This window comes from Acinetobacter sp. YH01021, assembly GCF_013420255.1.
GTDB lineage: Bacteria > Pseudomonadota > Gammaproteobacteria > Pseudomonadales > Moraxellaceae > Acinetobacter.
Window position 1 is genome coordinate 1 of the sequence record NZ_VOYO01000029.1, and the last position, 26,424, is coordinate 26,424.

Here is a 26,424-nt window from a genome sequence, read left to right on the forward strand (position 1 = left end):
GCCACCGAATTTCTTCGCACATACAGTTGCAATTGCAGCTGTTAAAGTTGTTTTACCATGGTCAACGTGACCGATTGTGCCCACGTTAACGTGTGGCTTATTACGTTCAAACTTAGCCTTAGCCATGTTAATCTTCCTCGTTTACGTCGAACACAATTCTGAGTAAAACCCAGCTCCGACATATCGTTTAAAAAAACCAAACACCAAATACTTGAAAAGCAGACTAAATAGCCTGCTTTTGGAATTTCTTTGCAACAAAGTTGCTAAACTGTAATCTGGAGCTCTTATCGAGATTTGAACTCGAGACCTCTCCCTTACCAAGGGAGTGCTCTACCACTGAGCTATAAGAGCAAATATTAGTACTTCAATGGAGCGGGAGACGAGGGTCGAACTCGCGACATGTAGCTTGGAAGGCTACCGCTCTACCAACTGAGCTACTCCCGCACGATGTTGGTACAAACCACTTATTGAAGTCTTAAAATTGGTGGTGAGGGAAGGATTCGAACCTTCGAAACTTTCGTAGCGGAGTTACAGTCCGCCCCCTTTGACCGCTCGGGAACCTCACCATTTTTTACACTTACATCAGTGCTGTTCTTTACTTCACACTACCAAACTTCTAAGATGGTGCCGGCACACGGATTCGAACTGTGGACCTACTGATTACAAGTCAGTTGCTCTACCAACTGAGCTATGCCGGCGTTTCTTAGTGTTTCGTACGTTTCGTATCGGAACGGTGTGCAGTTTAGCAAAACTCAGAATCCTTGCAAGTGTTTTTTTTAAAAAAAACGTCAAAAACTCATAAAATCAAACCATTTGATGATAATTCAACCGCTTTGATCACTGCGCGAGCTTTTATTTGGGTTTCATTCCACTCAGATTCAGGATTTGAGTCGGCAACTAGCCCTGCTCCGGCCTGCACATAGACCTTATTTTCGCGAATGACACAGGTACGAATCGCAATCGACATGTCCATTTCGCCATGCCAGCCTAAATAACCAACAGCACCACCAAAAATTCCACGTTTTACCGGCTCAACTTCGTCAATAATTTCCATGGCACGGATTTTTGGCGCACCTGAAAGTGTACCAGCAGGGAAAGTTGCTTTAAAAACATCCAGAGCATCGACATCATCACGCACTTCACCCTGCACATTGGAGACAATATGCATCACATGCGAATAACGTTCGATCACCATTTGATCAGTCACCTGCACTTTGCCAATTTTTGCGATACGCCCTACATCATTACGTCCCAAGTCAATCAGCATGACATGTTCGGCAATTTCTTTTTCATCGGATAATAGGTCTTCCTCAAGCGCCAGATCCTCTTCTTTGGTTTTACCGCGTGGGCGTGTTCCCGCAAGCGGTCGTACGGTGGCAATACCATTTTCCAGACGGGACAGAATTTCAGGAGAAGAACCGACAATATGGAATGGCGTGTTGTTTCCCAAGGTCTGCCCTTGCACCAGGAACAAATACGGCGATGGATTGAGATGACGCAGCGCACGATACACCTGTAGAGGATCCCCATCGAAGTCAGACACCATACGGTGCCCGGGTACGACCTGCATTACATCGCCAGCACGAATATACTCTTTGACTTTTTCTACCGAGGCAATGAAGTTGTCATGTCCGGTGAGGGACTCGAAATGTGGCGGCGTATGTTTTTCAGCTTTAAGGCTGATTGGCGTGGCCAGAATATTTTCTAATTCATTTAATTGTTCATGTGCTTTTTCATAAGAACCCGGAGCAGTGGCATCAGCATGTACGATCAGGAACAAGGTATCTTTTAAATTATCAAACACAATGACGGTTTTAGACAGCATCATCCAGATATCGGGTAATCCAACCGGATCCGCTTCAGGCACATTTTTTAATTTCGGTTCAATATAACGCACAGCGTCATAACCAAAGTAGCCCACCAACCCGCCTGTAAAACTCGGCAAGTCCGGCAATTCTGCTTGAGTTGGCACCTTAAATTGCGCCTGAAAGTCTCGAATATATTGAAATGGGTCAGCACAGTGCTGCTTTTCAATTGAACCATCTGCATGCTGTACCGTCAGTTCGCCCGCATTGCAGGAAAATACGGTAGATTCACCTAGTCCAATAATCGAATAGCGTGCCCAGTTCTCTCCGCCTTCTACGGATTCAAATAAATAAGCCTGCTGATGCTGTTTAAGGCGTGCAAAAATAGAAAGTGGTGTATCGGTATCTGCCAGACGCTGACGATAAACAGGAATGAGATTATAGCCTTGTGCAGCAAGTTGCTGGAATTGTGCTTGAGTGGTCATGCGGTTTTTCTCTTTAAATTAGGGTTACTCAGTATGTAAATAGAATTGAACTGAGCGACGCCATCGAAAAACCTTACAACTATTCATTTTCTTTCCTTAGTACGCGTATTAGGCAAGTAATTCTCTAAGATCATCCACAATCTGCTGCGGCTGACAATCTGCAATATTTTCACCATGATTATAGCCATAGCTGACCACAACACAATCAATCCCGGCGCGGCGTGCGGCTTCAACATCATTGGAAGAATCGCCAATGAGCAAGACCTGTTCTTTGCTCACCTTATAATGTTCGACACAGTGCAACAACTGGCGTGGGTGCGGCTTACGTTCAGTAAAACGGTCGCCACCAATGGTATCGGCAAAATAATGAGCCATATCCAAGGTATCTAAAATGCTGCGGGCAGGAAGTTCAGGCTTATTGGTCACACAAATCAGGGTTTTACCTTGGGCTTTAGCCCAGTCCAGAAATTTCAGGATTCCCGGAAAAGGAACGGTATCGACGCAGGGATCGACATTATAGATATCCAGAAAAGTCGTTAAGAGTTCCTGATGCTGTGCCGGTGTGACTTCACCCACCAGATGCTGGAGTACACTTTCACAGAATATCGACGTGCCCTTACCTACCCAGGTCCGTACCTGCTCTTCAGTCACCAGAGGCAATTGCAGCACATTCAGGCTCATATTCATGGCGCGATACAGATCATGTGCTGAATCCACCAAGGTACCATCCAGATCAAACAAGATCAGTTCACGCTTTTCTAATTGTGCAATAGACATCCCGACCCTCTTTTATAATGTGCGCAGCCACAAAAAAGGCATGCGCTATGCATGCCTTGATTGTAACCAATCATCAGCTTATTTGAACAACAACCACGCCATAATTGCCAAAATAATCAGCACAATCACTGAAATCAAACCTACAGATACATTTTTCTGGGTTTCTTTTTCCTGTTTTACACGTGATACAGGCTGCTCAACCGGAATTGGGGTAGGCTCTGGTTTTACCGCATTAATGTCCACGCCTTCCGGAATAGGTGCCGGTTTTGGAATACCGACATTGGTTGGCATGCCATCACGGGTTAATTGTACCGTAGCATCACGATGTTTCAGTTCCGGCATTCCCTGATCATTCATTTGCTGTGCAGGTGTAGGCTCAGCGACTTCGACCTGTTCCACGACTTTTTCTGCCGTTGCTTCAATTTCTGCTGGAACCTCTACTGCAGCCGCAGGCGCCATTACTGAAAATTTCAAGCTGGCAAACTGAACAATGTCATCCTGCTTTAATAAGGTTTCTTGCGCAATCTGCACATCATTGACGAAAGTGCCATTCGATGAACCCAAATCCTGCACCCAGAGCGCATCATCCTTTAGTAAAAATGCCGCATGTTTACGGGAGATTTCCGCAGCCTGTAACACGATATCTGCCGCCTGATGACGCCCCACCAGCATGTCACGGTCAATGCTAATTTCCTGTCCTGTTAAGTCGCCTGTAATCGCGTGTATTTTCCAAGTCATGAAAGTTACTTCTCTGTTCTCTTTGACATTATCATAACATGCTGTCTGCAAATGCGAATGACTTAGCTTTTGGGTCTAAGTGTGGTTGTTGTAACGGTATTTTTACTTTTTTCTACCTGTTGGACGGGTTCTACCACTTGTCGCTGAATCACTGGTTCTATCGCTACCGGCTTAACAACTACATTGGCTGGCTGTGCCTGAACGGGTGCGGTCGGCACAGTTTGATAAGTCGAGTTTTGCAATGGCGTTCTGGATACTGGAATTCGCTGTTGATACACATCTTCAACACTTTCTGGCAGCTTGGCAAAGTTCCCGTCCGAATCGAGTGCGAGTTGCAGACTATATAGCTGACTATAGCGTTGTTGGGTCAGTTTACGCACTGCATTTTTATCGCCTACAATGGTTGGATGGATAAAAATCAGCAGGTTACGCTTCTGATTGGATTTACCTTCAGAACGGAATAAACGTCCCAAGCCTGGAATCGCACCCAGACCCGGCACTGCTTGGCGTCCATAACTGGTGTTATCCGAAATCAGACCACCAAGCACAATGGTTTGTCCATGTTCGGCCAGAATTGAGGTTTTGATCGCTCGCTTGCTGGTAACCAGATCCTGCGCCTGCCCTTTACTGGCTTTGACATCAGAAACTTCCTGTTCCACTTCCAGGCGTACGGTACCATCTTCGCCAATATGTGGAACCACCTTTAAAGTGACCCCGACATCCTTACGTTCAATGGTGGTATAGGGATTAGCAACTCCAGCAGCGCCTGTAGACACTGAGCCTGTGACAAAGGGTACGTTTTCACCCACCACAATATAGGCTTCTTCATTGTCCATGGTCACAATCGACGGCGTAGACAACAGGTTGGATTTAGTGGTTTCTTTGAGTGCCTGAATCATCGCACCATACAGACGACGGGAACCATCACTCCCTTCACGATAATCACCGAGCACCAGTGAACTACCCGCACCCACGGCACTTGCAGCACCTGCACCGCCACCGGTGAGATAACCGGCCGCAATATTTTTCAGACTAGTCCCAAAATTATCGAAGTTCACCAGCCCAATCCCACTGCTGATATCACCCAAGGCCCATTGCACACCGAGTTGATCCGCATCAGTTCCTTCAACTTCAATAATCGCGGCTTCAATCAAAACCTGTTGACGACGGATATCCAGCTGATCAATTGCCGATTCAATTTCCCGCATCAGTTGTGGATCTGCTTTCACCACCAGAGAATTTTGTGTGGTATCGGCAATAATACTGACGCCATTGCTATTAAAGCTGGTAATTCCGCCCTGCTCATTATTCATGCCGCTATTCAGCTGAATGCCTGAAGAGGTGTTGCTACTTGAACCTGTGCTGGTATTATTGTTATTTAAATTGCTACTAGAACTGAGCGAAGACGAGTTCGAGGATGTACTACTCGAATTTGAATTACTGTTCACCGCCTGCCCGCTTACCAAACCCTGCAAGATTTCCGCAAGATTTTTAGCGCTGGCATATTTCAGACGAAAAACTTTTAATCCACCCAAACGATCCGCAGCCGGTACATCCAAGGTTTCGATTACTTGACGCACCCGTTTGCGCGTCGTGGGATCACCTTTGATGATAATCCGGTTGGTACGGGTATCTGCAATCACCCGCACCCGTGAACCGCGAACGTCTTTAGCACCGCCGGTGGCAGTCATGGACTCGATCAGTCCAATCATTTCTTCGGCCTGACTGGATTGTAAGCTTACCGCTTCAATATCATTTTGACCGGTACCATCCAGATTGCGAATAATGGTTTCCAACTGGTAAATATTACTGGCACGATCCGACACAATTAAAGCATTTGTCCCCGGCACCGCCGCCAGATGTGCAAACTGCGGCATCAAGGGACGTAATGCAGGAATCAGGTCATTCGGATTGGTATTTTCCAGCCACAACACCCGTGTCACAATCTGGTCACCACTGGCGCGGCTTCTGGCATCATAGGGAATGCCTGAGCTTTTGACATTGCTGTCCGGAACCAGCTTGATGGTATTACCCGAAGGAATTGCCACCACACCGTTGACATTCAGTACGCCTAAAAACAGGTCATAGACTTCATTTTTATTCAGGGCTTTATTGGAAATGACTGTTACGTTGCCACGTACCCGCGGATCGACTGCAAAGTTTTTGCCGGTAATATCGGCCACTTCATTAATGAATGCAGTTAAGTCAGCATCTCGAAGGTTAATTTTCCAGGTTTGTGCATAACTCGCCGTACTGACCATGGCCATTAACGGTGCGGCCACACAGAATGCCCATGCTGATCGATTATTATTAAATAAAGCCATAAACTTTCGTGTTTCCTAACCCTATGCGTGATGACACATCACTTCAAATCTTGTTGTATGGTCATCACCTGATCACCACGTTTTATTTCGAGTTTGACCTGACCTTCACGTCGGGCCTGTTCCAGTAATTGTGCTTCGGTCTGTCCCTGGCTCAGCGTCTGGCCATTTAAAGACAAAATCCGGTCGCCCGGTCTTAAACCCAGGCGATTACGCAATGCAGCCGGCGTCCGTGAAGTTACTTCATAACTACCATCTGCTGCACTCACCCCCATATTCTGTAAATACTGGTCCTTGTTTTCCTGCATCTGCTGGATGGCCCGACCAATTTCATTCTGTGGCGAAGGCTGCTCAGGCATACCACTATTAGAAGGCATAGCAGGTATTGAACTTGAAGATGCTGATGTTTCCGGCACAATCGGTTGATTCAAGCCATTTTCCAGACCTTTAAATAAGACTTCCTGAGTAGCACCTGTGGATCGACGCAGAATAACCCGATCCCAATACACCTCAGCCAACTCAAAACCGCTATTGGCCAGCATTTCCCCGACACGGTAACGATCGACCTGATCATTAATTTTCAGTACCGCAGAAGAGTTATAACTTGGACTGGCAACCACCACCCCTTGTAAAATGATATTGGTAGTTTCAATAGCACCCACAGACTGCCCAACTTCCTGAAACAGTGAAAATGCACCGATATTCGGAATTTGTGCCTGTTGCGAACCCAGTTCTACCCGATCCAGCTGCATGGCTTGGGGTGGAGCTATCAGCAACCAGAACAAAGCCGCCAGCTTCCAGCATAGATACAGAATGAGCAGTAACAAAACCACAGGTGCAGCACGATCGATCTGTTTCAGTTCAATATTTTTTAAATCATTCAGAGAAACTGCCATCAGTTCAAGCCTCCCATTAAGGGTTGGCGGGTACTGATCACATAGGTATCTAATCCGGCTTTACCTTCATAAGAAGGTGCATTCATTAAAAAGCGCTGGGTGAGCTGGATATCCAGCGTCAGACTCGGATCAAGCTTGATATTCAGCATACGTTGATCGCGACTATCCCGAACATCAACTAACAGCTGTCCGCTTTCATCTGCGAGTTGTCCAGTCATGGCGGGTACATTCATGCGTTCCTGACGCTGAGCAAAGGTATAAATCAGCTCACCACCCGCCCATTGCATTTGCCCAGCCACCTGACTGAAACCCTGATCTTTTTTATATTTAAAATCCAGATCTTTAAACTGAATCGGAGTACTCGGCCATTGCCAGTCTGCAACTTTTTTTAAGGTTTCAGGCGCGACCTGCCCTTCAAGATTTTTGACAATCAAAGACTTATTTAGACCATAAGCCATGATCCCGGAAAGCTGGGTATTGCCACTATGCAAATCTACATGTGCTCCAACTCGCAGCAACAGCAAATCCAGCGGCCGTACCTTCCAGTTCAGACTGCCCCGAAGATTGCCTTTTTTCCAGTCCGCACTTCCCTGCCAGATATTTCCGTTTACATTATGCAAAGTCTGGTTATTTTTATAAAATTTTGAAATTAACCAGGCCGCTGGCACTTGTAATACGACAAAAATAAAAAATGCAACAAGAGCAAGGATCAACCATCTTAAAGTTTTCGGTTTACTGCTCATCCCCACCACGACCAATCGCTCAAGTCCAAATCCCCATTTATAATTTTCCCCTTATACTTACACATTATGCACACTTTTCTGCCAACGCCAATTCATAGATATAAAAAAACCAAGCAGGTATGCTTGGTTTAATCATCTTAGACTGCCTGTATGACAGCCTAATGACCAGATCAAATAGAGGCTTAGATCAGAAAATCGTCCAGCTTTGCGCCTTTTTCCAATTCTGCCACTAACCAGCGCGGTTGTTTACCACGGCCAGTCCAGGTATCGTCCGGATTGCTTTTGCTACGGTAACGCGGCTCAACCGACTTACGTGATGATTTCTTACGTTTAGACGCACCAAATTCAAGTAACTGTTCAACTGTCATACCAACTTTCTCGGCAACTGCCAAAATTTGCTGATAAGCATCTTCAATCTCTTGATCTTTTTTTGAAGCAATCAGTGACTCTGCTTCTGCTTGTAAACGTTTTAACTCTTCTACTGATAAATGCGTAATATCTGGCATAATGCTCTCCGAAAAATAATATTATTCGTTTTGTTAAATAATAGCCCCATCATATTTATATTAAATAAAACATTCAATATAAAACCTTAGACCAATAACAATAAAGTTTAAAAAAAATTACAAATCAAAATGATTCATTCATTTTTAAATTTCATGTTGAACGCTTAATTCAAGTGCTTTGATTTTTTCGCGAATATGTTCCGGAATTTCTGTTTTCTGCATGGTCTTTTTATCCACACAGACAATAACTGCTTCTGAAGTAGCCACAATACTTTGCTGTTTTTCACTCCATAATAGATATTGCATTCTAACTGCACTATTTCGAATTTCTTCAATACGTGCTGCCACTTTTAAATGATCAGGAAAAACCACAGGTTTTAAATAACGGCACTGATTTGAAGACACTACCGTAAATACCGGTTCATTACGTAAATCTAATATCACTAGATAAGCCAGACGTGCACTTTCGACATAACGGTAATACATGGCATTATTGACATGTCCGAAGGCATCCATATCACCCCATGCGACTGTTTGTTCATAAATTACTGGATATTGTTTTAATTCTGACCTCATTATTCTCAAGTTTTAATTTCTATAAAGTTTACATTCGATTCAAATACTGCATTTAACTGCTGTAGCAAGTCCTCCCGATCTTGTAAGGCAGCTTTAATTCTTAAATAACTCATACGAATATCATCCGGATACAAGTCAAGTAGTTGCTGGGCTTGATCTGTATAGCCTGTGGCTTGCAACACATGCCATTTCGCAAAGCTTAAAATCGGCAATGCCGGATACTTGGCTTCCCAGTGCGAAATCTGTTGTGCAATCGCATCATAATCCGGATTTTGCCTTAATAACTGTTGCTGGAACCACAAATAAAAGACATCCTGATTAAACTGCTGTTCCATTAAATGGATCGCGAGCAATTCATGCTCGGCACTCATTTCAGGCATTCTAAATAATAATTTCAACCATAGTAATTTGACCGAATAGTCACGATCAAATATCTGAGGTTTTAAATCTAAATAACGTTGCTGTAAATAAAATAAATCGTCCTGTGTGGCTTGCTCATAGGCCAATAATAATTGTTCCAGCCATGTTTTTTTTACTTCTTGGTTTAAATGCCCATATTGGGTCGAACGTAAATATAACCAAGGAAATTGCATGGCAAATACCCCCCATAATGCAACAAGACGCTGCTCATAGGCGGTTTTAACCTGTATTAACCAAGGTGATAATTCATGCTGATTTAAAAACTCCAAATGGGTAAGTGCTTGTTCACCTTGCTGTTGTGATAAATAAATTTCAATCCGTTGCAATTCTGCCAATTCAAATGCCATGGGATTGGATTGGTTTAAAGCAGTTAATGCATGGGTATATTGCTGTTGTCCCCAAGATAAACGTGCATCAATAATATGCTTGAGTAAACCCGACTTGGTGAAAGACTGCTGAATAAAATCCCGCTGATCCTGAGCAGCGTTTAATAACCAGATGACTGCCAATTGTTCATAAGGGTGCAAGCGGAAAAAACTAAAGACTGTTTCAGTTTTACGCTGTTCACGGCTGCGATACTGCTTGATCGCATACCAGATGCAATGCATCAGAAAACTTACACTGACCAAGGATGCGGCCAAAAACCAGAGGGTGGTTTGTAACTGCCACTCGCGCCAATACAGATAGACATAGCCAGCCCCATGTCCATAACTCAAGATACTCAGCCCCGCAATGCCAAGTAAGCAGACAAATAAATAGGCCAGCAGAATCTGTTTCATAAGCAATTAGCCCACTAGGGTGCGTGTGTTTAATAATGGAATCGGAGTAATCGGGGTAGCCTTGATTTGATTCAATTGCTGAATCCATTTTTGGCTCTGCGCATCCGGCAATTGTCCCAAAACTTCAATCACGGCATTCAGTGCTTGCTGAAAAGCGACAGATTGGTCTTTTTGCAAGGTATTTTGTGCGATGAGCAAGCGCAACTGGGCCTCTTTCAGTACCAGATGCCGTTGCATCAAGACTGTGCTTGGCTGATCTGCGGATTCAACCTGAATCCAGCGCTGCCAGAAAGAGCGTTGAGTTTCTGGACGCTGACGATGTGGTGTCTGAATTTCTTTTTCAATTTCAGCATCCATCTGCACCAGGATCTCTTTTACTTTATTTTGCTGCACTAATCGACTGTTCACGAATTTTTTCAGCATGTCCTGATCTTTTGCAATCACTTGCTGCAAACTGCTGACCAAGGCAGGCGCTAAAATATAATCATCCAGCTCATTGGCTAACTGATTTAATTTCTCAATCGCAGTGGCGTATTGTTGCTGTTGCAGTGCAAATTCGATCAGATCCAGATGTTGCTGTACTAAGGCAATATCATTCTGTGTTTCATTAGCTACCGCTTCACTTACTGGCGCTTTTGCTGAAGTAGCCCTAGCACTTTCCTGCTGAGCAGAAATCTGGCGTTTTAAAGCCACGAACTGATCATTGAGATTGGCATTTTGCTGCTGTAACTGATTAATGCTTTGATTAAATTCAGTCTGTGCTGTATTCAGAACATGAAGGTCGTAGCTGAGCTTGACCAGCCATGACAAACTTAAGATGAACAATACAATGAATAGTTTCTTCATGCGTTCCCTAATATCAGCCCCATTTTCTGCAAGATCGTATTTGCGTCTAAATCATCGATTTTTACGAATTGAAAACTTGCCTGATGCTGCTGTTGATATTCCCCAAGAATATTGGCCAAACGTGGCCCCAAAACCAAATAACAGGCTTGCTGTATAAACTCCGCATTCCTCTGCAAGAGTATCAGCCAGTTTAACCAACTTGCCTCACTGGTGATTAGCACTGCAAAACGCTGCTGTGTCTTAAGCAGCGCCAAATTCTCTGCCAAAATCGTTGCCGTCGTTTTAGGACATTGCCGCCGGTACAAAATAAAGTTTAAAACTTTAATATTGCTGGCACGTAAATGATCCATCATAAATTGACGACCACCTTCTCCGCGCCAGAAAGCCACACCTGAACCAGAAGCCAGTTGCTTCAACACAGGCAATTGCAGCATGCCTTCCGAAGTTTCGACCTCAGGCACATGACTATGAATGCCATAGCTCGCCAGTGCCTGTTCAGTGGCTTTTCCCACTGACACCCAATGCACCTGCGCCAAGGCCGAGAGCTTAATACCCGCCTGTTGTAAATATTGCATGCCAATCTGAGCGGCCGTCGGACTGACCACCACAATAATCTGTGCCTGCTCCAGCTGCTGATACAAAATCGACAGCTCATCGGAATAAGGCATGGCATGCAGTTCGAGCAAGGGCAATTCCAGAACAGACACCTGTGCTGCCTGTAACTGTTGAGTCAAGCCTGCAGCACGATCACTGGGGCGAGTATTAATCAATAACATCAGTGTGAATAGAGTGCTTTCAGCAACTCGCCAGCACCTTGATCAAGCAGGTCTTTTGCCAGCTCTACACCCAATTGCTCCGCAGCTGCCATTTTGCCAGTATGCTGTGCCCGGAGCAAAACTGTTCCATCGACACTGCCCACACGACCTTCGATTGAAATCACACCCTCTTTGAGCGTGGCATAACCAGCAATCGGCACCTGACATCCGCCTTCTAGATAGGCATTAAAGGCACGTTCGGCACGTACACACGCATCTGTATCCGCATGCAGGAGTGGCTGAATCAAGTCCAGCACCGTCTGATCATGAGTACGGCATTCCAGTCCCAATGCCCCTTGACCCACGGCCGGCAGACTGACTTCAGGCGTCAGAGTATGACGAATACGTTCTGCCAGACCCAAGCGTTTTAAACCGGCACTGGCCAGAATAATCGCATCATACTGGCCTGCATCCAGTTTAGATAAACGTGTGCCGACATTACCGCGTAAATCGATAATGTCCAGATCTGGACGCTGTTTTAAAATCTGGGTTTTACGGCGCAAGCTTGAGGTTCCGACTTTGGCGCCTTGTGGCAATTCTTCAAAACTAGTGTAGGTATTCGACACAAAGGCATCTAAGGGATCTTCACGTTCACAGATCACTGCCAGACTCAGACCTTCGGGCAAGGCCATCGGGACATCTTTCATGGAATGCACAGCCAGATCTGCACGACCATCCAGTAAAGCGGCTTCTAATTCTTTTACAAACAGTCCTTTTCCACCAATTTTAGCCAGTGGTGTATCTAGAATTTTATCGCCCTGTGTAACAAAAGTGACTAACTCGACCTGCAAACCAGCGTGCAAATCTTGTAGGCGCGCGCGGATGTGTTCCGCTTGCCAAAGCGCAAGTGGACTTTGTCGAGTTGCAATTTTTAGGGTCTTCATAAATTTCAATAACAGTAAATGAGAACAATAGTCTAAACTTAACCTGCTCACTTGAAAATGCAAGTGAATTTATACAAGTTTCAACTCAATGCTCTCATTCATCCCCTGCTAAAGCTTTTGAATCCGATCTCGTAAAAACGGTAAATGTCGCCGACTAACCGCCAAACGATCGTCCAGCTCACGACAACGCACCTGATACTGACCAGAACTCACCACTTCCAGACCATCCAGATAATGCACCGAGATCAAGGCATTACGATGAATCCGGATAAACTGGTTCCCAAACTCCTGCTCTAACTCCTTTAAGGTTTCATCAATCAATACACTGCCGTTTTTATGACGCACAGTGACATATTTCTGATCCGCCAGAAAATAATAGATATTTTCAACTGGCACCAATTCGACACCACGATAGGTTTTTGCCGCGATCTGCTGGCGGCTGATATTGATTTCGTCCATATTTTCTTTTTGTTTTAGTTGGCTCATTTGAGCTTGGGTAAGTTTAGTTAAGTGCTCTAAAACCTGTGCCAATTCCTGTTGCATCACCGGTTTAAGCAAGTAGCCTTCGGCATTTGATTTAAATGCATCCAGCGCATGTTGGTCATAGGCCGTACAAAAGACAATGGCCGGCATTGGATCCAGTTGACGCAAATGTTGCGCACAAGCCAGTCCATTCATTTCAGGCATTTGAATATCTAATAGGATGACATCGGGTTCGTATTGGTGAGCCAGATCAATCGCTTGACGGCCATGGCTTGCTGTCGCCACCACATCATGCCCCAGTTGAGAGACCAAACGTGATAAACGCTCGACGGCCAAAGGCTCATCATCACAAATCAGGATGTCCATTTCTCCTCCTTACCCAGTTAACATCATCAGATGAATGATAAAGCTAACTGCGATTTCTTTGATTTATTTTTATTTATATTGATATCGCACTACCGTCGTAAACATCCCTTCGCCGGCAAAGGTTTGAAAAGTCACACTGGGTCCATAATAAGCTTGCAGACGCTGTCTAACATTTTCTATTGCAATACCATGTCCCTTTTTTAAAATTTTATTATCCTGTGCATAAGGGTTGGTTATGATGATATTAATTTGATTTTGCAATATTTCAACCAATATGCTTATGGTACTCTTTGTGAGAATTTTTTCAACTCCATGGAAAATACTATTTTCTAACAAGGGTTGTAAAGTTAATAATGGAATTTGAACTTGTGAGTATAAGTCTTTGTTTTCTAACTTCCATTCCACCTGCAAACGCTCACCTAGACGGATCTGCTCAATCTCCAGATAGCGCTGGCACAGATCAATTTCCTCCTGCAGGTTGACCAGTTTTAATTCCTGAAAACTGGCACGAAATAACCGTGACAAATTCAACAGCATGTGCTCGGCTTTATCCGGATCGATACTGATCAGGCTGATCACACTATTCATGCTGTTAAACAGGAAATGCGGCTGAATCCGTGCCTGCATGGCCTGAATTCTAGCATTCAGCTCGCTATGCTGCTGCTGCTCCCATTGTTCACGCAAGTAAAGATAACGAAAACAGAAGGTTCCCAGTAAAATTCCCAGACTTAAATGGAGTCCAACCTGATCCAGCGCAATCGCCAGGTTTAAATCCTGAAAATTAAAATTCTGTCCAAAATATATCAAGATATTCAGGTTCACCGTAGTGAGCAGTACAATTGCCTGTAACAGCAGAAATCCAGAAATCAAAGCCAGTTTGATTCCCATACGTTGAAAGGCTTGATGGAACAGCTCGACCAGTGCTGCAAAACATAACAGTACCCAGTTGATATACAGCATATATTGCAGCAGGTGTATCCCATTTAATGCCTGCCAGGATTGCGCTTCTGCAAGCGCCAGAATCATGGCCAGAATATTGCCGCCAGCAAACAGTTCCAGCAAATAGCGTAGATTGCCGATCTGGCTAAAAAAATAGGAATTTTGCGTCTGTTCGTTTATCGATGTAAAAGATTGAGCAGATGTGACTTCGGCAATGGGCTTTGAATTTGTTATACTCTTTTTCGTTCTACTGCTTTTAATCTGATTGAGCCGACATGACCACATCTTCTAATTCCTCTAATCCATCACACGCCCAGACTTCGGGTATGTGGGGCGGTCGTTTCTCTGAAGCGACTGATGCTTTTGTTGCTGAATTTACAGCATCTGTTCAATTTGACCAACGTTTTTATAAACAAGATATTGCAGGCTCGATTGCCCATGCAACCATGCTGGCAAAAGTGGGCGTACTGACCACGCAAGAACGCGATGACATTATTGAAGGTCTGACAGCGATTCAAGCCGATATTGAAGCAGGCAACTTTGAATGGCGCATTGATTTAGAAGATGTCCACATGAACATTGAGTCACGCCTGACTCAACGTATCGGCATTACTGGCAAGAAACTGCATACCGGTCGTAGCCGTAATGACCAGGTGGCTACAGATATCCGTCTTTATGTACGCGATGAAATCGATAGCATCCTGGAATTACTGAAAAAATTACAAAAAGGTATTTTAAGCTTAGCGGCTAAAAACACCGACACCATCATGCCAGGCTTCACCCACTTGCAAACCGCTCAGCCAGTGACTTTTGGTCATCATCTAATGGCTTGGTTTGAAATGCTGGTACGCGATTCAGAACGTCTGATTGATTGCCGTAAGCGTGTCAACCGTATGCCGCTTGGTTCTGCTGCACTTGCAGGTACTACTTATCCAATCGACCGTGCTTATACTGCTGAACTGCTAGGTTTTGAAGCTGTTGCTGAAAACTCGCTGGATGCAGTATCGGATCGTGACTTTGCGATTGAATTTAATGCCGCTGCATCTTTAATTATGATGCATTTATCACGTATGTCTGAAGAACTGATTCTATGGACATCTGCACAGTTCAAATTCGTGAATATTCCAGATCGCTTCTGTACTGGCTCTTCAATCATGCCGCAGAAGAAAAATCCGGATGTGCCTGAACTGGTACGTGGTAAAACCGGCCGTGTCTATGGCGATTTGATGAGCCTGCTGACTTTAATGAAAGGCCAGCCTCTAGCCTATAACAAAGACAATCAGGAAGATAAAGAGCCATTGTTCGATGCGATCGATACAGTTCGTGGTTCACTCATGGCATTTGCTGACATGATTCCTGCACTGGTTCCAAACATTGCTGAAATGCGCGAAGCAGCGCTGCGTGGTTTCTCAACTGCGACTGACCTAGCTGATTACCTGGTGAAAAACGGCGTTGCATTCCGTGATGCGCACGAGATTGTAGGTAAAGCGGTTGCACTCGGTGTACAAGAATCTAAAGACCTGTCTGAATTGACACTCGAACAACTGCAACAGTTCTCTGACCTTATTCAAGAAGACGTATTTGAAAAAGCCCTAACTCTTGAAGCTTCGGTGAATGCCCGTAATCACATTGGTGGCACCGCGCCTGCTCAAGTGAAAGCAGCCATTGAGCGTGCACATGCGCGTTTGGAACAACTTTACGCATAATTTTGGAGTATGGATATGTCTCGACAAGTTTTTTGCCGTAAGTATCAGGCGGACATGGAAGGTTTAGACTTTGCTCCATTCCCGGGGCCAAAGGGTCAGGAATTGTTTGACACCGTGTCTAAACAGGCTTGGCAAGAATGGCTAAAACACCAGACTACGCTAATTAATGAAAAGCGTTTGAACGTGTTTGAAGCAGATGCGAAAAAGTTTCTTGAAGAACAGCGTGAAAAGTTCTTTAACAATGATGCATCCCTAGAAAAAGCCGAAGGGCTGAAGCCTGAGTAAAAAAGAAAGCACTGCTTTTCTTTTTTACGTAAGACAAGGACGAAGTCCGCGTAGACTTTAATCTAAAAGAATCTCCAACTTTGGAGATTCTTTTTTATGTGTTGTTCTAAACATTACTCAAGACCAGCTAAGCACGTAGTTTTGAATGTAAAGAGCTCCCCATACAGAAGCTTTTCACATTAAAGCCCTGCTTTTCTTTTGTTACACGAGACAAAGATGAAGTCCGCGTAGGCATAAATCTATCCCCTATCTCAGGGGTTTTTTTGACTAAATCTAGCAAATCTTACTAACCAATATTTAGGGCACAAAAAACAGATTTTCACTTATCCTATTTCGTCTATCGAGTCAGTCACTATCCTGCTGAAAAACATTTAGATTTGTATCAAAATAATGGATTGTAAAAGCAATATACAGAGTATTCACAAAACACAACATTCTGCTACAAGAAGCCACATGATTAAAAAAAACTGTCTCTCTATAATGAGCCCTAAGAAGATGAGATATCTTTGAATAACTATAATAATAAGCAACAAATACCCCGATTTCATCCCAGTTCTTCCCCCAAAGACTGGGTATTTTTTTGCCTGCAATTTGCCGATTGGCTTGATAATTTGAGCGCATAAAAAAAGCCCCCTTTCAAGGAGCTTCTCTTTTCATTTCGATTAAGGCTGTTTCAGATATGGCCAAGCCGCTTTCAGATAAATGAACATCGACCATAAAGTGAGTACCACTGCGGTGTATAGCAAGGCATACGCCAGCATTTCTAGCGGTGGCCAGTTCAGCAGGAATACGGTGATAGCGATCATCTGAAAAGCGGTTTTGTATTTACCCACTGTTGAAACCGCAACATTGGTCCGCGCACCGAGTTCTGCCATCCATTCACGCAGGGCTGAAACGGTAATTTCACGCGAAATAATTACAATCGCAGCAAAAGCCATCGACATGGAAGGCTGCCATTGCACCAATACAATCAGTGCAGCTGCGACCATCAATTTATCTGCAACCGGATCGAGAAACCGCCCAAAAGCGGAAGTCTGGTTTAATGTACGTGCCAGATAGCCATCAAACCAGTCCGTTACCGCAGCCACCACAAAGATCGTGGTTAAAATGATATGCCGCGTCATATCGGGGTTATGAGCATCAAAGCCCATTGCAGGCGGCCAGTAAGCCACCAATAAAAATACCGGAATAAGAGCGATACGCGCCAAGGTCAAGATATTTGGAATATTCAGGATACGACCTGTAGTCATAGACACCGCCAATTGTTCCCCTCATGTACGATGAAAATGCACACTTTTTTAGAGGTTTGATCCATCATTAATAGGCTTCACTTTATACGAATTGCCTCACAGTGTCACTAGGCAAACACCGTCACTGTCTGTCTTGCCATCGCAATCAGACGATTTTCGGCATCCCAGAGATAGGCATGCTCCGTCGCATAACCATCCGCAGCATAGTCGGTAAATACTTTATATTTAAACCAATCATGCAATTGATGTTGAACCGGATGCACATAGGTCACTGTCCAGGTCAGACTACTTGCAGGCGCCATGTTTTCAAACATAGGTAATACACCGGGTGGCCAGATATCAAAGATGGCCATCAGGTCGGCGACCAGAAATTCACGGTTGCGATGCTTTTCAGGATGAAAACGACACCAGCCGCCAAAGTCCGGACGAGGACTGGTACTACAAGGCAGATTGACATCCGCCCAGGCCACTTCGAAATGATCATAACAGTCTGGCATGCCATAACCCGCAGGAATCTGAAACAGTTGCTCTGGAGCAGCATAGTCGGGTGCCTGAGCTTGTTGCTGTACCTGAATCTCTGAATCACGGGAAATACCAAAACTGGCAATCAGAATACTTTGCACCGCGTCGTCCTGCCATAAGCGCACTTCAATCGTGGTCACCGACTTGCCCTGCCGCAGGATTTCAGCACTCAGTCGTACTTTGGCTTGCTGAATCGGGCCAACAAAGGTCACACTACAACTGAGTAAATGCTTGGCGGGATCATTGATCTGTGTGACGGCTTTCTGCATCATCATCGCGGCAGCCAGACCGCCATATAAGGTACGTCCCTGTAGCCATCCCTGTGGAAATTCCACCCATTCCTGTTCGGCAATTTGTGCATAAAGTGCATGCAAAGACATGTTGATCCCTCAGTAAGTCTTGATGCTCAGTATATTCGGCAAAATTCATCAGGTTGTGAATGGCACGTGACCCAAGCGTCAATGCACATTTTTGCCCTTGCATTTAAGCCACGCGTCATTCATGCAGCACTTTATAAATCATCCGCGCCATGACGGAACCCAGTCCCGGCACCAGTTGCAGATCTCGTTCTGAGGCTTTCAGTACGCCCTGAATCCCGCCAAAATGGGTCAGCAAATCCCGACGGCGTTTTGGCCCCAGCCCCGGAATAACTTCCAGCACTGATGAACCTCGTTTCTTGTCACGTTTGGCACGGTGCTTGGTAATCGCAAAGCGGTGTGCTTCATCACGTACCTGCTGAATCAGATGCAGCGCTTTATGATCCTCCGGTAATTGAATTTTACTGCCATCGGTAAAGTGCAGAGTTTCCAGACCGGGCTTACGTCCCTCACCCTTGGACACACCGACCATAAAGGCATCCAGCCCCAGTTCCTGCATGACTTCCATCGCCATGTGCAATTGCCCCTTGCCACCATCAATCAGCAGCAAATCTGGCAACAAGGCTTTTTTATAACGACGGGTCAGCGCCTGACGCATGGCGGCATAGTCATCGCCCGCCTGAATATCATGAATGGAAAACTGGCGATAATCACGCTTGCGCGCACCACCACTGTCAAAGACCACACAGGACGCCACGGTATCTTCGCCCATGGTATGTGAAATATCGAAGCACTCGATCCGGTCTACAGGACGGCCGACCACCTGCTCCAGCTGATGAAAACGCTCATTTAATTCTATATGATTGGCCAGCTTGCCCTGAATCGCGTGCTGTACATTCATCTGCGCCAGTTCCAGCCATTCGGCCCGGGTTTCGCGGACTTTGGACTTGATCTGGATTTTCTTGCCAAAATGCTGCGAGAGTGCTGCTTCCAGTTCTTTACGATCAGCCACTTCCAGATTAACAATCAGTTCAGCCGGAATTTCATCGGCCACCTGAAAATAAAAATTGGCAATAAAATCGGCCAGCATCTGCCCCAGGTCATCACTGAGCATATCTGGGAAATAACTTTTTCCACCCAGCATTTTGCCGTTGCGCACATGCATGATCTGCACACAGGTCACCCCGGCCTGATAGGCAATCGACAGGATATCGGCTTCGCCTTTGAGCTTATAGATCGCCTGCTGCGACTGTACGTCTCTTAACAATGCCATCCGGTCACGATAGAACACCGCTTTTTCAAATTCCAGCGCTTCAGCGGCCGCTTCCATTTTTGCGATCAGTTCCTGATTCAGCTCCTTGGTATCGCCCTGCAAAAATCGGATCGAGTTATCGACATCTGCCTTATAGTCTTCCGGAGAAATAAATCCGACACAGGGCGCAGAGCAGCGTTTGATCTGGTATTGCAGACATGGCCGGGTCCGGTTGGCAAAAAAACTGTTTTCACAGGAACGCACATTGAACAGTTTTTGTAGCACCACCAGAGTATCCCGGGCGGTATACGCACTCGGATAAGGTCCAAAAAACTTGCCCACCTGGTGCTTGCCCTTGCCGCGCCCACTGGCTAAACGCGGATAGGGTTTATCTGCCGAAACAAAAATATAGACATAAGATTTGTCATCACGCAGCATGATGTTATAGGGCGGATGATGCAGCTTGATCAGGTTCTGTTCCAGCAACAAGGCTTCAGTTTCAGAACGTACCACCAGGGTCTGGATATCATAAATCCGTGCCACCAAGGCCTGGGTTTTCGGATGATCCAGCGTTTTGACAAAATAGCTGGAGACCCGGTTTTTCAGGTTTTTGGCTTTACCCACATACAATAATTCACCGTCTTTGCCATACATCCGGTAGACCCCGGGAAGGCTGGTCATATTCGCCAGGATTTTTTCAATATGGGGGCGTGCGTTTTCGTTCACCTAAAGCCTATTTTTCACCTACAATCTGCAGATATATGTGATGATTGTTGCGTCATTTTCAAGGAAAAACACAAAATTCCCCTGAAGCTGCCACTTAATCTTAAAGTTCCTGTCGGGTTATCCCCCCAATCTATAATACTCACGACATAAACTGATTGTTAAAAGCTATAAGTTTCAACCTTTAACTTTGTTATGCTCAAAAAGTCTAGTTTTGAGATGATTCGCATGACCCTGCAGCAATCGGGCATTCATATTGTTCAACCCTCCACCTCCACCCATCACCCGTCTGAACGTGCTCGCCTGATTGGTAAACCGCGTTTTCATTTCGAGCCGAGCGAGTAAGGTAATGCAACTGCTACGTGAACGGATTATTGGGCAGGATGCAGCCCTGAATGAAATTGAAAAAATGCTGCATGTGGTCAAGGCAGATTTTTCCAGTCCGGATCGCCCTTTGTCGGTTACCTTGATGCTGGGCCCTACTGGCGTCGGTAAAACAGAAACCGTGCGTCTGATTGCCGATGCGATCTATGGCCGCCCGGATGCCTTTTGCCGGATTGATATGAATACCCTGGCACAGGAACATTATGCGGCGGCTTTGACCGGCGCACCGCCCGGTTATGTGGGATCAAAGGAAGGTCACAGCCTGTTTGATGAAACTGCGATTGCCGGCAGTCATACCCGTCCCGGCATCATACTGTTTGATGAGCTGGAAAAAGCCAGTAACGAAGTGATTCGCGGCTTGATGAACGTGCTGGATACTGGCCGGCTGACCTTGACAGCGGGCACTAAAACTATCGATTTTCGCAACTCCATGATCTTTATGACCAGCAATGTCGGGGCACAGGCGGCGCAGCAATATCTGGACAAACTCAGCTATCTGCCTGAGAAAATGCAGGCGCTGTGTCTGAAGCGCGTTCCCACCCAGCGCATCATTGAAAAAGTCATGCAGCGTAAATTCGACCCTGAATTTCTGAACCGGATTGACCGCAGCCTGCATTATCAGGCGGTACAGCATGATGCGCTGCCACGTCTGGTCGAAATTGAACTGGATAAACTGAACAAGCGCTTGCAACATCAGCAACGCAGCGTGCATTTAAGCGCTTCAGCCAAAGCCTATTTCTATCAGGACCATGATATTCGTTACGGCGCCCGACATTTGGGCCGCAAGATGCGTACCGAACTGGAGCCGATTCTGGCGCTGTATTTTTTAAACCAGCCTGAGCAGTTCAGTCTGCATCTGGACTGTGTCGATGGACAGCTGGTGGTTCTGCCTGAGCAAGCAAAAGCTTAACTAAGGCAGACTCGATATCAGTTTTTATTCGGCTGAAGCACCTGTATAAAAGCAGTTTGATCTTTGGGTGAAACCAATATAAATTTCTGCACGCCCGCATCAGTATAGTCAATCCGCAGACGCTTTAAAGATAAGGCTGGCGCAATGATAGAGTGGTCTGTGGGCTGAATGGATTGGATTTCACTTAACGGAATCTTCCAGCTTAACCACAGGCTTTTTATGGTCAACACCCCATTGTCCATCACATAGCGCGTACTCCACAGCGGCCACCATAAAATGATAATAGTCAGGACATAAACCGCAGTGTGCAGCGGATATTGCTGCATAGTGCCTTTGGCCTGCATGGTCAGCAGTAGTTGCAGCAACAGGCCACTCATACAAATCACAAAAGCCAGCAGCCACCAGTCTTTTTTAGAACGAAATACGTGCATCGATATCCCCCATATCTAAGTGCAAGATCATCATAAACAATTCCATAGCAGATGACAGGGATTCAACCCGGCAGGATGGAAATTATTTTAAATCACACATCGACAGGATCGTTCCCATTTTCGATCTCATCAGAAAAGTTCAGTAACTCAAATGATCTAATACACTGTTATTTGTGCTGATTAAATACTATCAGCAAAGACCTGAAAGCCCTGCGCTCAGCATACTTCGAGGCTAAAAATGGCAAGTTCAAGGATAGAAATTGACTGAATTGACAAAATTCCGCTAGAAATGCACCTTGAAAATCAGTCACCCTGCTCCATATCTATCAGGCTGATTGATAAAAAATAATGAATTGAAACAAAATCTTTGGTTCATCTTCTTTTAGAAAACTGAAAGGAAAAGTTATAGCGGGGCGGATCAGTCTGGCAGAAATTGATGACCATTGCGTCACGGCTTGATACAACTTGTTATGTTCTTTTTGGATATAGTTATCGTAAGATTAGCGAAGTCAAAAAGTGCGCGGGACATGCGCACTTGCTTCACAACATCAACTTAGAAGTCCTCCAAAATAAAGGAGATCAGGGCATGATCCACGCTGGCAATGCCATTACCGTCCAAATGCTTGAGGACGGGATTGCAGAATTCCGCTTTGACTTACAAGGTGAGTCCGTTAACAAATTCAACCGTGCAACGATTGAAGATTTCAAGGCTGCTATCGAAGCCGTCTCCCATGCCGATATTCAAGGTCTGATTGTGACTTCAGGCAAATCTACATTTATTGTAGGTGCTGATATCACTGAATTCGGCGACAACTTTGCTCAGGGTGAACAAGCGATTGTTGACTGGGCAATGCCAGTACATGAAATTTTTAACAGCTTCGAAGACCTCGACATCCCTAAAGTGGCTGCCATTAATGGCATGGCACTCGGTGGCGGTTTCGAAATGTGCCTGGTGTGTGACTACCGTGTGATGTCAGAACAGGCGCAAGTCGGCCTGCCTGAAATCAAGCTGGGGATCTTCCCGGGCTTCGGTGGTACAGTACGTTTAAGCCGTCTGATCGGTATCGACAACGCGGTAGAATGGATGGCAATGGCCAATCCTAAAAAGCCTGCTGCCGCACTGAAAGACGGCGCAGTCGATGCTGTCGTTCCTGCTGACAAGCTACAAGATGCTGCACTTGATCTGGTGAAACAGGCGATTCATGGCCGTTTAGACTGGAAAACCAAGCGTCAGGAAAAACTTGATCCAGTTAAACTCAGCCCAATCGAACAGATGATGGCGTTTAACTCATCGAAAGGCATGGTTCTGGCAAAAGCTAATCCAGCTCAATACCCTGCACCAAAATTACTGCTTGATTCTCTTCAAGCGGGTGCGAGCCTGCATCGTGATGACGCGCTGAAAGCGGAAGCTGAAGGTTTTGCTAAAGCAGCAGTCACACCACAAGCAGGTGCCTTGATCGGTTTGTTCCTGAATGACCAGATCGTGAAAAAAACCTCGAAGCGCTATGAAAAAGGTGCGCATCCAGTGAACCAGGCGGCTGTTCTAGGCGCAGGTATCATGGGTGGTGGTATTGCTTACCAGGCGGCAAGCAAAGGCACACCGATCATCATGAAAGACATCGGTAACCAGCAACTTGCTTTGGGTATGAAAGAAGCCAATGGTTTACTGACCAAACAAGTTGAACGTAAGAAGATGAAGCCTGCTCAAATGGGTGAAACTCTTGCGCGCATCCGTCCAACTTTAAGCTATGACGAGTTTAAAGAAGTGGACATCGTGATCGAAGCCGTGACTGAAAATCCAAAAGTCAAAGGTATCGTACTGAAAGAAACTGAAGCGAAAGTTCGTGACAACACGATCATTGCATCTAATACTTCTACGATTTCAATCACGCGTCTGGCTGAAAACCTGGAACGTCCTGAAAACTTCGTCGGTATGCACTTCTTTAACCCGGTACACATGATGCCACTGGTTGAAGTGATTCGCGGTGCGAAGACTTCTGACGAAGCGATTGCAACGACTGTGGTGCTTGCTCAGAAAATGGGTAAAACACCAATCGTGGTCAATGACTGCCCGGGCTTCCTGGTCAACCGCGTACTGTTCCCTTACTTCGGTGCATTTGACCTGTTGCTTAAAGATGGCGCTGACTTCCAGCAAATCGATAAAGTCATGGAAAAATTCGGCTGGCCTATGGGCCCTGCTTACCTGATGGACGTTGTCGGTATCGACACTGGTGTACACGGTGCAGAAGTGATGGCTGAAGGCTTCCCGGATCGTATGAAACCTGATTTCAAAGGTTCGATTCAGGTGATGTACGAAAACAAACGTCTGGGTCAAAAGAACGACGTTGGTTTCTACAAGTATGAACTTGACCGTAAAGGCAAAAAAGCCAAAGTGGTTGATCCAACTGCGTATGAGCTTGTGGCCTCTGTTGCAACTGCGGAAAAACGTGAATTTGATGCTCAGGAAATCATTGATCGCATGATGCTGGCTTTCTGTAACGAAACTGTTCGTTGCCTGGAAGACAACATTGTAGCCACTGCTGCTGAAGCAGATATGGCCATGATTATGGGTGTTGGTTTCCCTCCATTCCGTGGTGGTCCATGCCGTTACATCGATCAAACCGGTGTAGCTGAGTATGTTGCGCTTTGCAATAAGTATGCGCACCTTGGTAAAGCTTATGAAGCGCCAGAAATGTTGCGCGAAATGGCTGCTAACAACAAAAAATTCTACGGTTAAGGAGCAACGTGAATGGCTACTTTAAATCCACGTGACGTTGTCATCGTTGATGGCGTACGTTCAGCAATGGGTAAAACCAAAAACGGTATGTTCCGCAATGTACGTGCCGACTCGATGTCTGCTGAGCTTGTCCGTGCCCTATTGGTACGTAACGAATTCGACCCGCATGAAGTTGAAGACGTAATCTGGGGCTGTGTGAACCAAACCCTAGAACAAGGTATGAATATTGCCCGTAATATCGCATTACTGGCAGACCTACCGAAGACCGTTGCAGGTCAAACGGTGAACCGTCTTTGTGGTTCGTCTATGCAGGCGATTCACACTGCGGCTGCGCAAATTGCAACGAACCAGGGTGATATCTTCATCATCGGTGGTGTTGAGCACATGGGCCATGTCGGCATGATGCACGGCATCGACCTGAATCCTGAAGCATCTAAGCATTATGCCAAAGCGTCGAACATGATGGGCTTAACCGCTGAAATGCTGGGTCGTATGAACGGCATTAGCCGTGAAGAACAGGATGCGTTCGGTGTGGAATCACATCGCCGTGCCTGGGCTGCGACTGAAAACGGTCTGTTCCAGAATGAGATCGTCGGCATTGAAGGTCATAATGCAGATGGCTACAAAATCTTGTGTGATATCGATGAAGTAATCCGTCCAGATGCGAACCTTGAATCGTTCAAATCTTTGCGTCCAGTCTTCGATCCGAAAGGCGGTACAGTAACTGCAGCGACTTCTTCAGCGTTGTCTGATGGTGCTTCTGCAATGTTATTGATGTCTGCTGAACGTGCTCAAGCTTTAGGTCTTAAGCCACGTGCTGTAATTCGCTCTATGGCGGTTGCAGGCTGTGATGCTGCGATCATGGGTTATGGTCCGGTTCCGGCAACACAAAAAGCATTGAAACGCGCTGGCCTGTCAATTGCTGATATTCAGACTTTTGAATTGAACGAAGCTTTTGCTGCACAAGGTCTGTCTGTTCTTAAAGGCTTAGGCATTTATGACAAGCAAGACATCGTGAACCATAACGGTGGCGCGATTGCATTGGGTCACCCATTGGGTTGTTCTGGTGCGCGTATCACAACAACATTGTTGAACGTGATGGAGCAACAAGATACGCAAATCGGTCTTGCGACCATGTGTATTGGTCTTGGTCAAGGTATTGCAACTGTGATCGAACGTGTTTAATTCTTAAATACTTCGACAAAAAGAAAACCCCGCTTTTGTGGGGTTTTCTTTAGGTTTTTTGATCAGTAGTTATTTTGAATTCTATATTTGCTTTTTGCTGTGTAGGCTTATTAATATTCGAATTATCATTTATAAAGATAAAACCTCCTGAAACAGCAATTATTACAAGTAATCCTAGAATTATTACACCTTTCATTAAATTATAACTGCAATCTTGGCGAATTCAAACATGAGGTGCGACAGTTTGAAAAGTCTTATGATAATCAACAAGCTGAGCAAATTTCTCTAATGGTGTAAGCCAATCTAACGCTTTTCTAGGACGAGTATTCAGTGACATGGCAAC

Annotated in this window: 23 protein-coding genes, 4 tRNA genes and 2 pseudogenes; 5 read left to right on the top strand and 24 right to left on the bottom strand. The window is 45.4% G+C overall.

Going from position 1 to position 26,424, the window contains the following annotated elements:
• The 19 genes from FTT86_RS14040 to FTT86_RS14130 all read right to left on the bottom strand — a co-directional run.
• A partial coding sequence (locus tag FTT86_RS14040; RefSeq protein ID WP_227518531.1) for a GTP-binding protein occupies positions 1-126 on the bottom strand: 126 nt, incomplete at its 3' end.
• Between the two features lie 150 nt (positions 127-276).
• A tRNA-Thr gene (locus tag FTT86_RS14045) sits at positions 277-351 on the bottom strand.
• Positions 352-368: 17 nt separating this feature from the next.
• Positions 369-444 (bottom strand) — tRNA-Gly (locus FTT86_RS14050).
• A gap of 38 nt (positions 445-482) precedes the next feature.
• A tRNA-Tyr gene (locus tag FTT86_RS14055) sits at positions 483-566 on the bottom strand.
• A gap of 56 nt (positions 567-622) precedes the next feature.
• A tRNA-Thr gene (locus FTT86_RS14060) sits at positions 623-698 on the bottom strand.
• 98 nt (positions 699-796) lie between these two features.
• Positions 797-2,290, bottom strand: a complete 1,494-nt coding sequence (trpE, locus tag FTT86_RS14065; RefSeq protein ID WP_180181394.1) for an anthranilate synthase component I — start codon at positions 2,288-2,290, stop codon at positions 797-799.
• A 108-nt stretch (positions 2,291-2,398) separates the two neighbouring features.
• Positions 2,399-3,067 (bottom strand): phosphoglycolate phosphatase, encoded by a 669-nt coding sequence (locus tag FTT86_RS14070; protein ID WP_086044201.1) that lies wholly within the window; start codon positions 3,065-3,067, stop codon positions 2,399-2,401.
• A 78-nt stretch (positions 3,068-3,145) separates the two neighbouring features.
• On the bottom strand, positions 3,146-3,805 hold the full coding sequence (locus FTT86_RS14075; protein ID WP_180181395.1) for an FHA domain-containing protein: 660 nt from the start codon (positions 3,803-3,805) through the stop codon (positions 3,146-3,148).
• 62 nt (positions 3,806-3,867) lie between these two features.
• On the bottom strand, positions 3,868-6,129 hold the full coding sequence (gene gspD, locus FTT86_RS14080; RefSeq protein ID WP_180181396.1) for a type II secretion system secretin GspD: 2,262 nt from the start codon (positions 6,127-6,129) through the stop codon (positions 3,868-3,870).
• Positions 6,130-6,167: 38 nt separating this feature from the next.
• Positions 6,168-7,022, bottom strand: a complete 855-nt coding sequence (locus tag FTT86_RS14085) for a type II secretion system protein N (protein ID WP_180181397.1) — start codon at positions 7,020-7,022, stop codon at positions 6,168-6,170.
• Complete coding sequence (gspN, locus tag FTT86_RS14090; RefSeq protein WP_180181398.1) at positions 7,022-7,765, bottom strand: type II secretion system protein N; 744 nt, start codon at positions 7,763-7,765, stop codon at positions 7,022-7,024. Before gspN ends, FTT86_RS14085 begins: the two co-directional genes overlap by 1 nt.
• 182 nt (positions 7,766-7,947) lie before the next feature.
• Complete coding sequence (locus FTT86_RS14095; protein WP_026055760.1) at positions 7,948-8,274, bottom strand: H-NS family nucleoid-associated regulatory protein; 327 nt, start codon at positions 8,272-8,274, stop codon at positions 7,948-7,950.
• A gap of 141 nt (positions 8,275-8,415) precedes the next feature.
• The gene (locus FTT86_RS14100) at positions 8,416-8,847 is read right to left on the bottom strand and encodes a thioesterase family protein (protein WP_180181399.1); all 432 of its coding nucleotides are present in this window, start codon (positions 8,845-8,847) and stop codon (positions 8,416-8,418) included.
• Positions 8,848-8,852: 5 nt separating this feature from the next.
• A complete protein-coding gene (locus FTT86_RS14105) occupies positions 8,853-10,046 on the bottom strand; it encodes a heme biosynthesis protein HemY (RefSeq protein WP_180181400.1) in 1,194 nt (397 codons plus the stop codon).
• Between the two features lie 6 nt (positions 10,047-10,052).
• Entirely contained in the window at positions 10,053-10,892 is an 840-nt protein-coding gene (locus FTT86_RS14110; RefSeq protein WP_180181401.1) for a hypothetical protein, read from the bottom strand.
• Positions 10,889-11,668, bottom strand: coding sequence for a uroporphyrinogen-III synthase (locus FTT86_RS14115; protein WP_044113064.1), 780 nt, complete (start codon positions 11,666-11,668; stop codon positions 10,889-10,891). Before FTT86_RS14115 ends, FTT86_RS14110 begins: the two co-directional genes overlap by 4 nt.
• Positions 11,668-12,591: a hydroxymethylbilane synthase gene (hemC, locus tag FTT86_RS14120; protein WP_044113065.1), complete on the bottom strand. Its 924-nt coding sequence runs from the start codon at positions 12,589-12,591 to the stop codon at positions 11,668-11,670. The genes FTT86_RS14115 and hemC overlap by 1 nt, the downstream gene beginning before the upstream one ends.
• Before the next feature lie 108 nt (positions 12,592-12,699).
• The gene (locus FTT86_RS14125) at positions 12,700-13,440 is read right to left on the bottom strand and encodes a LytTR family DNA-binding domain-containing protein (protein ID WP_004278633.1); all 741 of its coding nucleotides are present in this window, start codon (positions 13,438-13,440) and stop codon (positions 12,700-12,702) included.
• Positions 13,441-13,509: 69 nt separating this feature from the next.
• Positions 13,510-14,664: a sensor histidine kinase gene (locus tag FTT86_RS14130; RefSeq protein WP_044113066.1), complete on the bottom strand. Its 1,155-nt coding sequence runs from the start codon at positions 14,662-14,664 to the stop codon at positions 13,510-13,512.
• On the opposite strand from FTT86_RS14130, the gene argH reads away from it, so the two are divergent.
• Together argH and FTT86_RS14140 are read left to right on the top strand one after the other, a co-directional pair.
• Positions 14,655-16,085 carry an argininosuccinate lyase gene (gene argH, locus FTT86_RS14135; RefSeq protein ID WP_171248533.1) on the top strand — a complete coding sequence of 477 codons (1,431 nt, stop codon included), beginning with the start codon at positions 14,655-14,657 and terminating at the stop codon, positions 16,083-16,085. The two genes, FTT86_RS14130 and argH, sit on opposite strands and share 10 nt — an antisense overlap.
• Positions 16,086-16,100: 15 nt before the next feature.
• The gene (locus FTT86_RS14140) at positions 16,101-16,370 is read left to right on the top strand and encodes an oxidative damage protection protein (protein WP_004278636.1); all 270 of its coding nucleotides are present in this window, start codon (positions 16,101-16,103) and stop codon (positions 16,368-16,370) included.
• Between the two features lie 662 nt (positions 16,371-17,032).
• On the opposite strand, the gene pgsA is transcribed toward FTT86_RS14140, so the two are convergent.
• The 3 genes from pgsA to uvrC form a co-directional block, all read right to left on the bottom strand.
• On the bottom strand, positions 17,033-17,620 hold the full coding sequence (gene pgsA / locus FTT86_RS14145; protein WP_016806864.1) for a CDP-diacylglycerol--glycerol-3-phosphate 3-phosphatidyltransferase: 588 nt from the start codon (positions 17,618-17,620) through the stop codon (positions 17,033-17,035).
• A gap of 107 nt (positions 17,621-17,727) precedes the next feature.
• Positions 17,728-18,522: a thioesterase family protein gene (locus tag FTT86_RS14150; RefSeq protein ID WP_044113069.1), complete on the bottom strand. Its 795-nt coding sequence runs from the start codon at positions 18,520-18,522 to the stop codon at positions 17,728-17,730.
• 115 nt (positions 18,523-18,637) lie between these two features.
• A complete protein-coding gene (uvrC, locus tag FTT86_RS14155) occupies positions 18,638-20,437 on the bottom strand; it encodes an excinuclease ABC subunit UvrC (RefSeq protein ID WP_004647300.1) in 1,800 nt (599 codons plus the stop codon).
• 225 nt (positions 20,438-20,662) lie between these two features.
• Here uvrC and FTT86_RS14165 point away from each other — a divergent pair.
• Positions 20,663-21,728 (top strand): annotated as a pseudogene (locus FTT86_RS14165) (AAA family ATPase).
• Between the two features lie 17 nt (positions 21,729-21,745).
• On the opposite strand, the gene FTT86_RS14170 reads toward FTT86_RS14165, so the two are convergent.
• On the bottom strand, positions 21,746-22,159 hold the full coding sequence (locus tag FTT86_RS14170) for a PH domain-containing protein (protein ID WP_005105414.1): 414 nt from the start codon (positions 22,157-22,159) through the stop codon (positions 21,746-21,748).
• Between the two features lie 586 nt (positions 22,160-22,745).
• On the opposite strand from FTT86_RS14170, the gene fadB reads away from it, so the two are divergent.
• Both fadB and fadA read left to right on the top strand, forming a co-directional pair.
• On the top strand, positions 22,746-24,896 hold the full coding sequence (gene fadB, locus FTT86_RS14175; RefSeq protein WP_180181403.1) for a fatty acid oxidation complex subunit alpha FadB: 2,151 nt from the start codon (positions 22,746-22,748) through the stop codon (positions 24,894-24,896).
• A gap of 12 nt (positions 24,897-24,908) precedes the next feature.
• The gene (gene fadA / locus FTT86_RS14180; RefSeq protein ID WP_004729264.1) at positions 24,909-26,081 is read left to right on the top strand and encodes an acetyl-CoA C-acyltransferase FadA; all 1,173 of its coding nucleotides are present in this window, start codon (positions 24,909-24,911) and stop codon (positions 26,079-26,081) included.
• Positions 26,082-26,304: 223 nt separating this feature from the next.
• Here the strand turns inward: fadA and FTT86_RS14185 are convergent.
• Positions 26,305-26,424: pseudogene (locus tag FTT86_RS14185) on the bottom strand (IS30 family transposase); the annotation flags it as partial.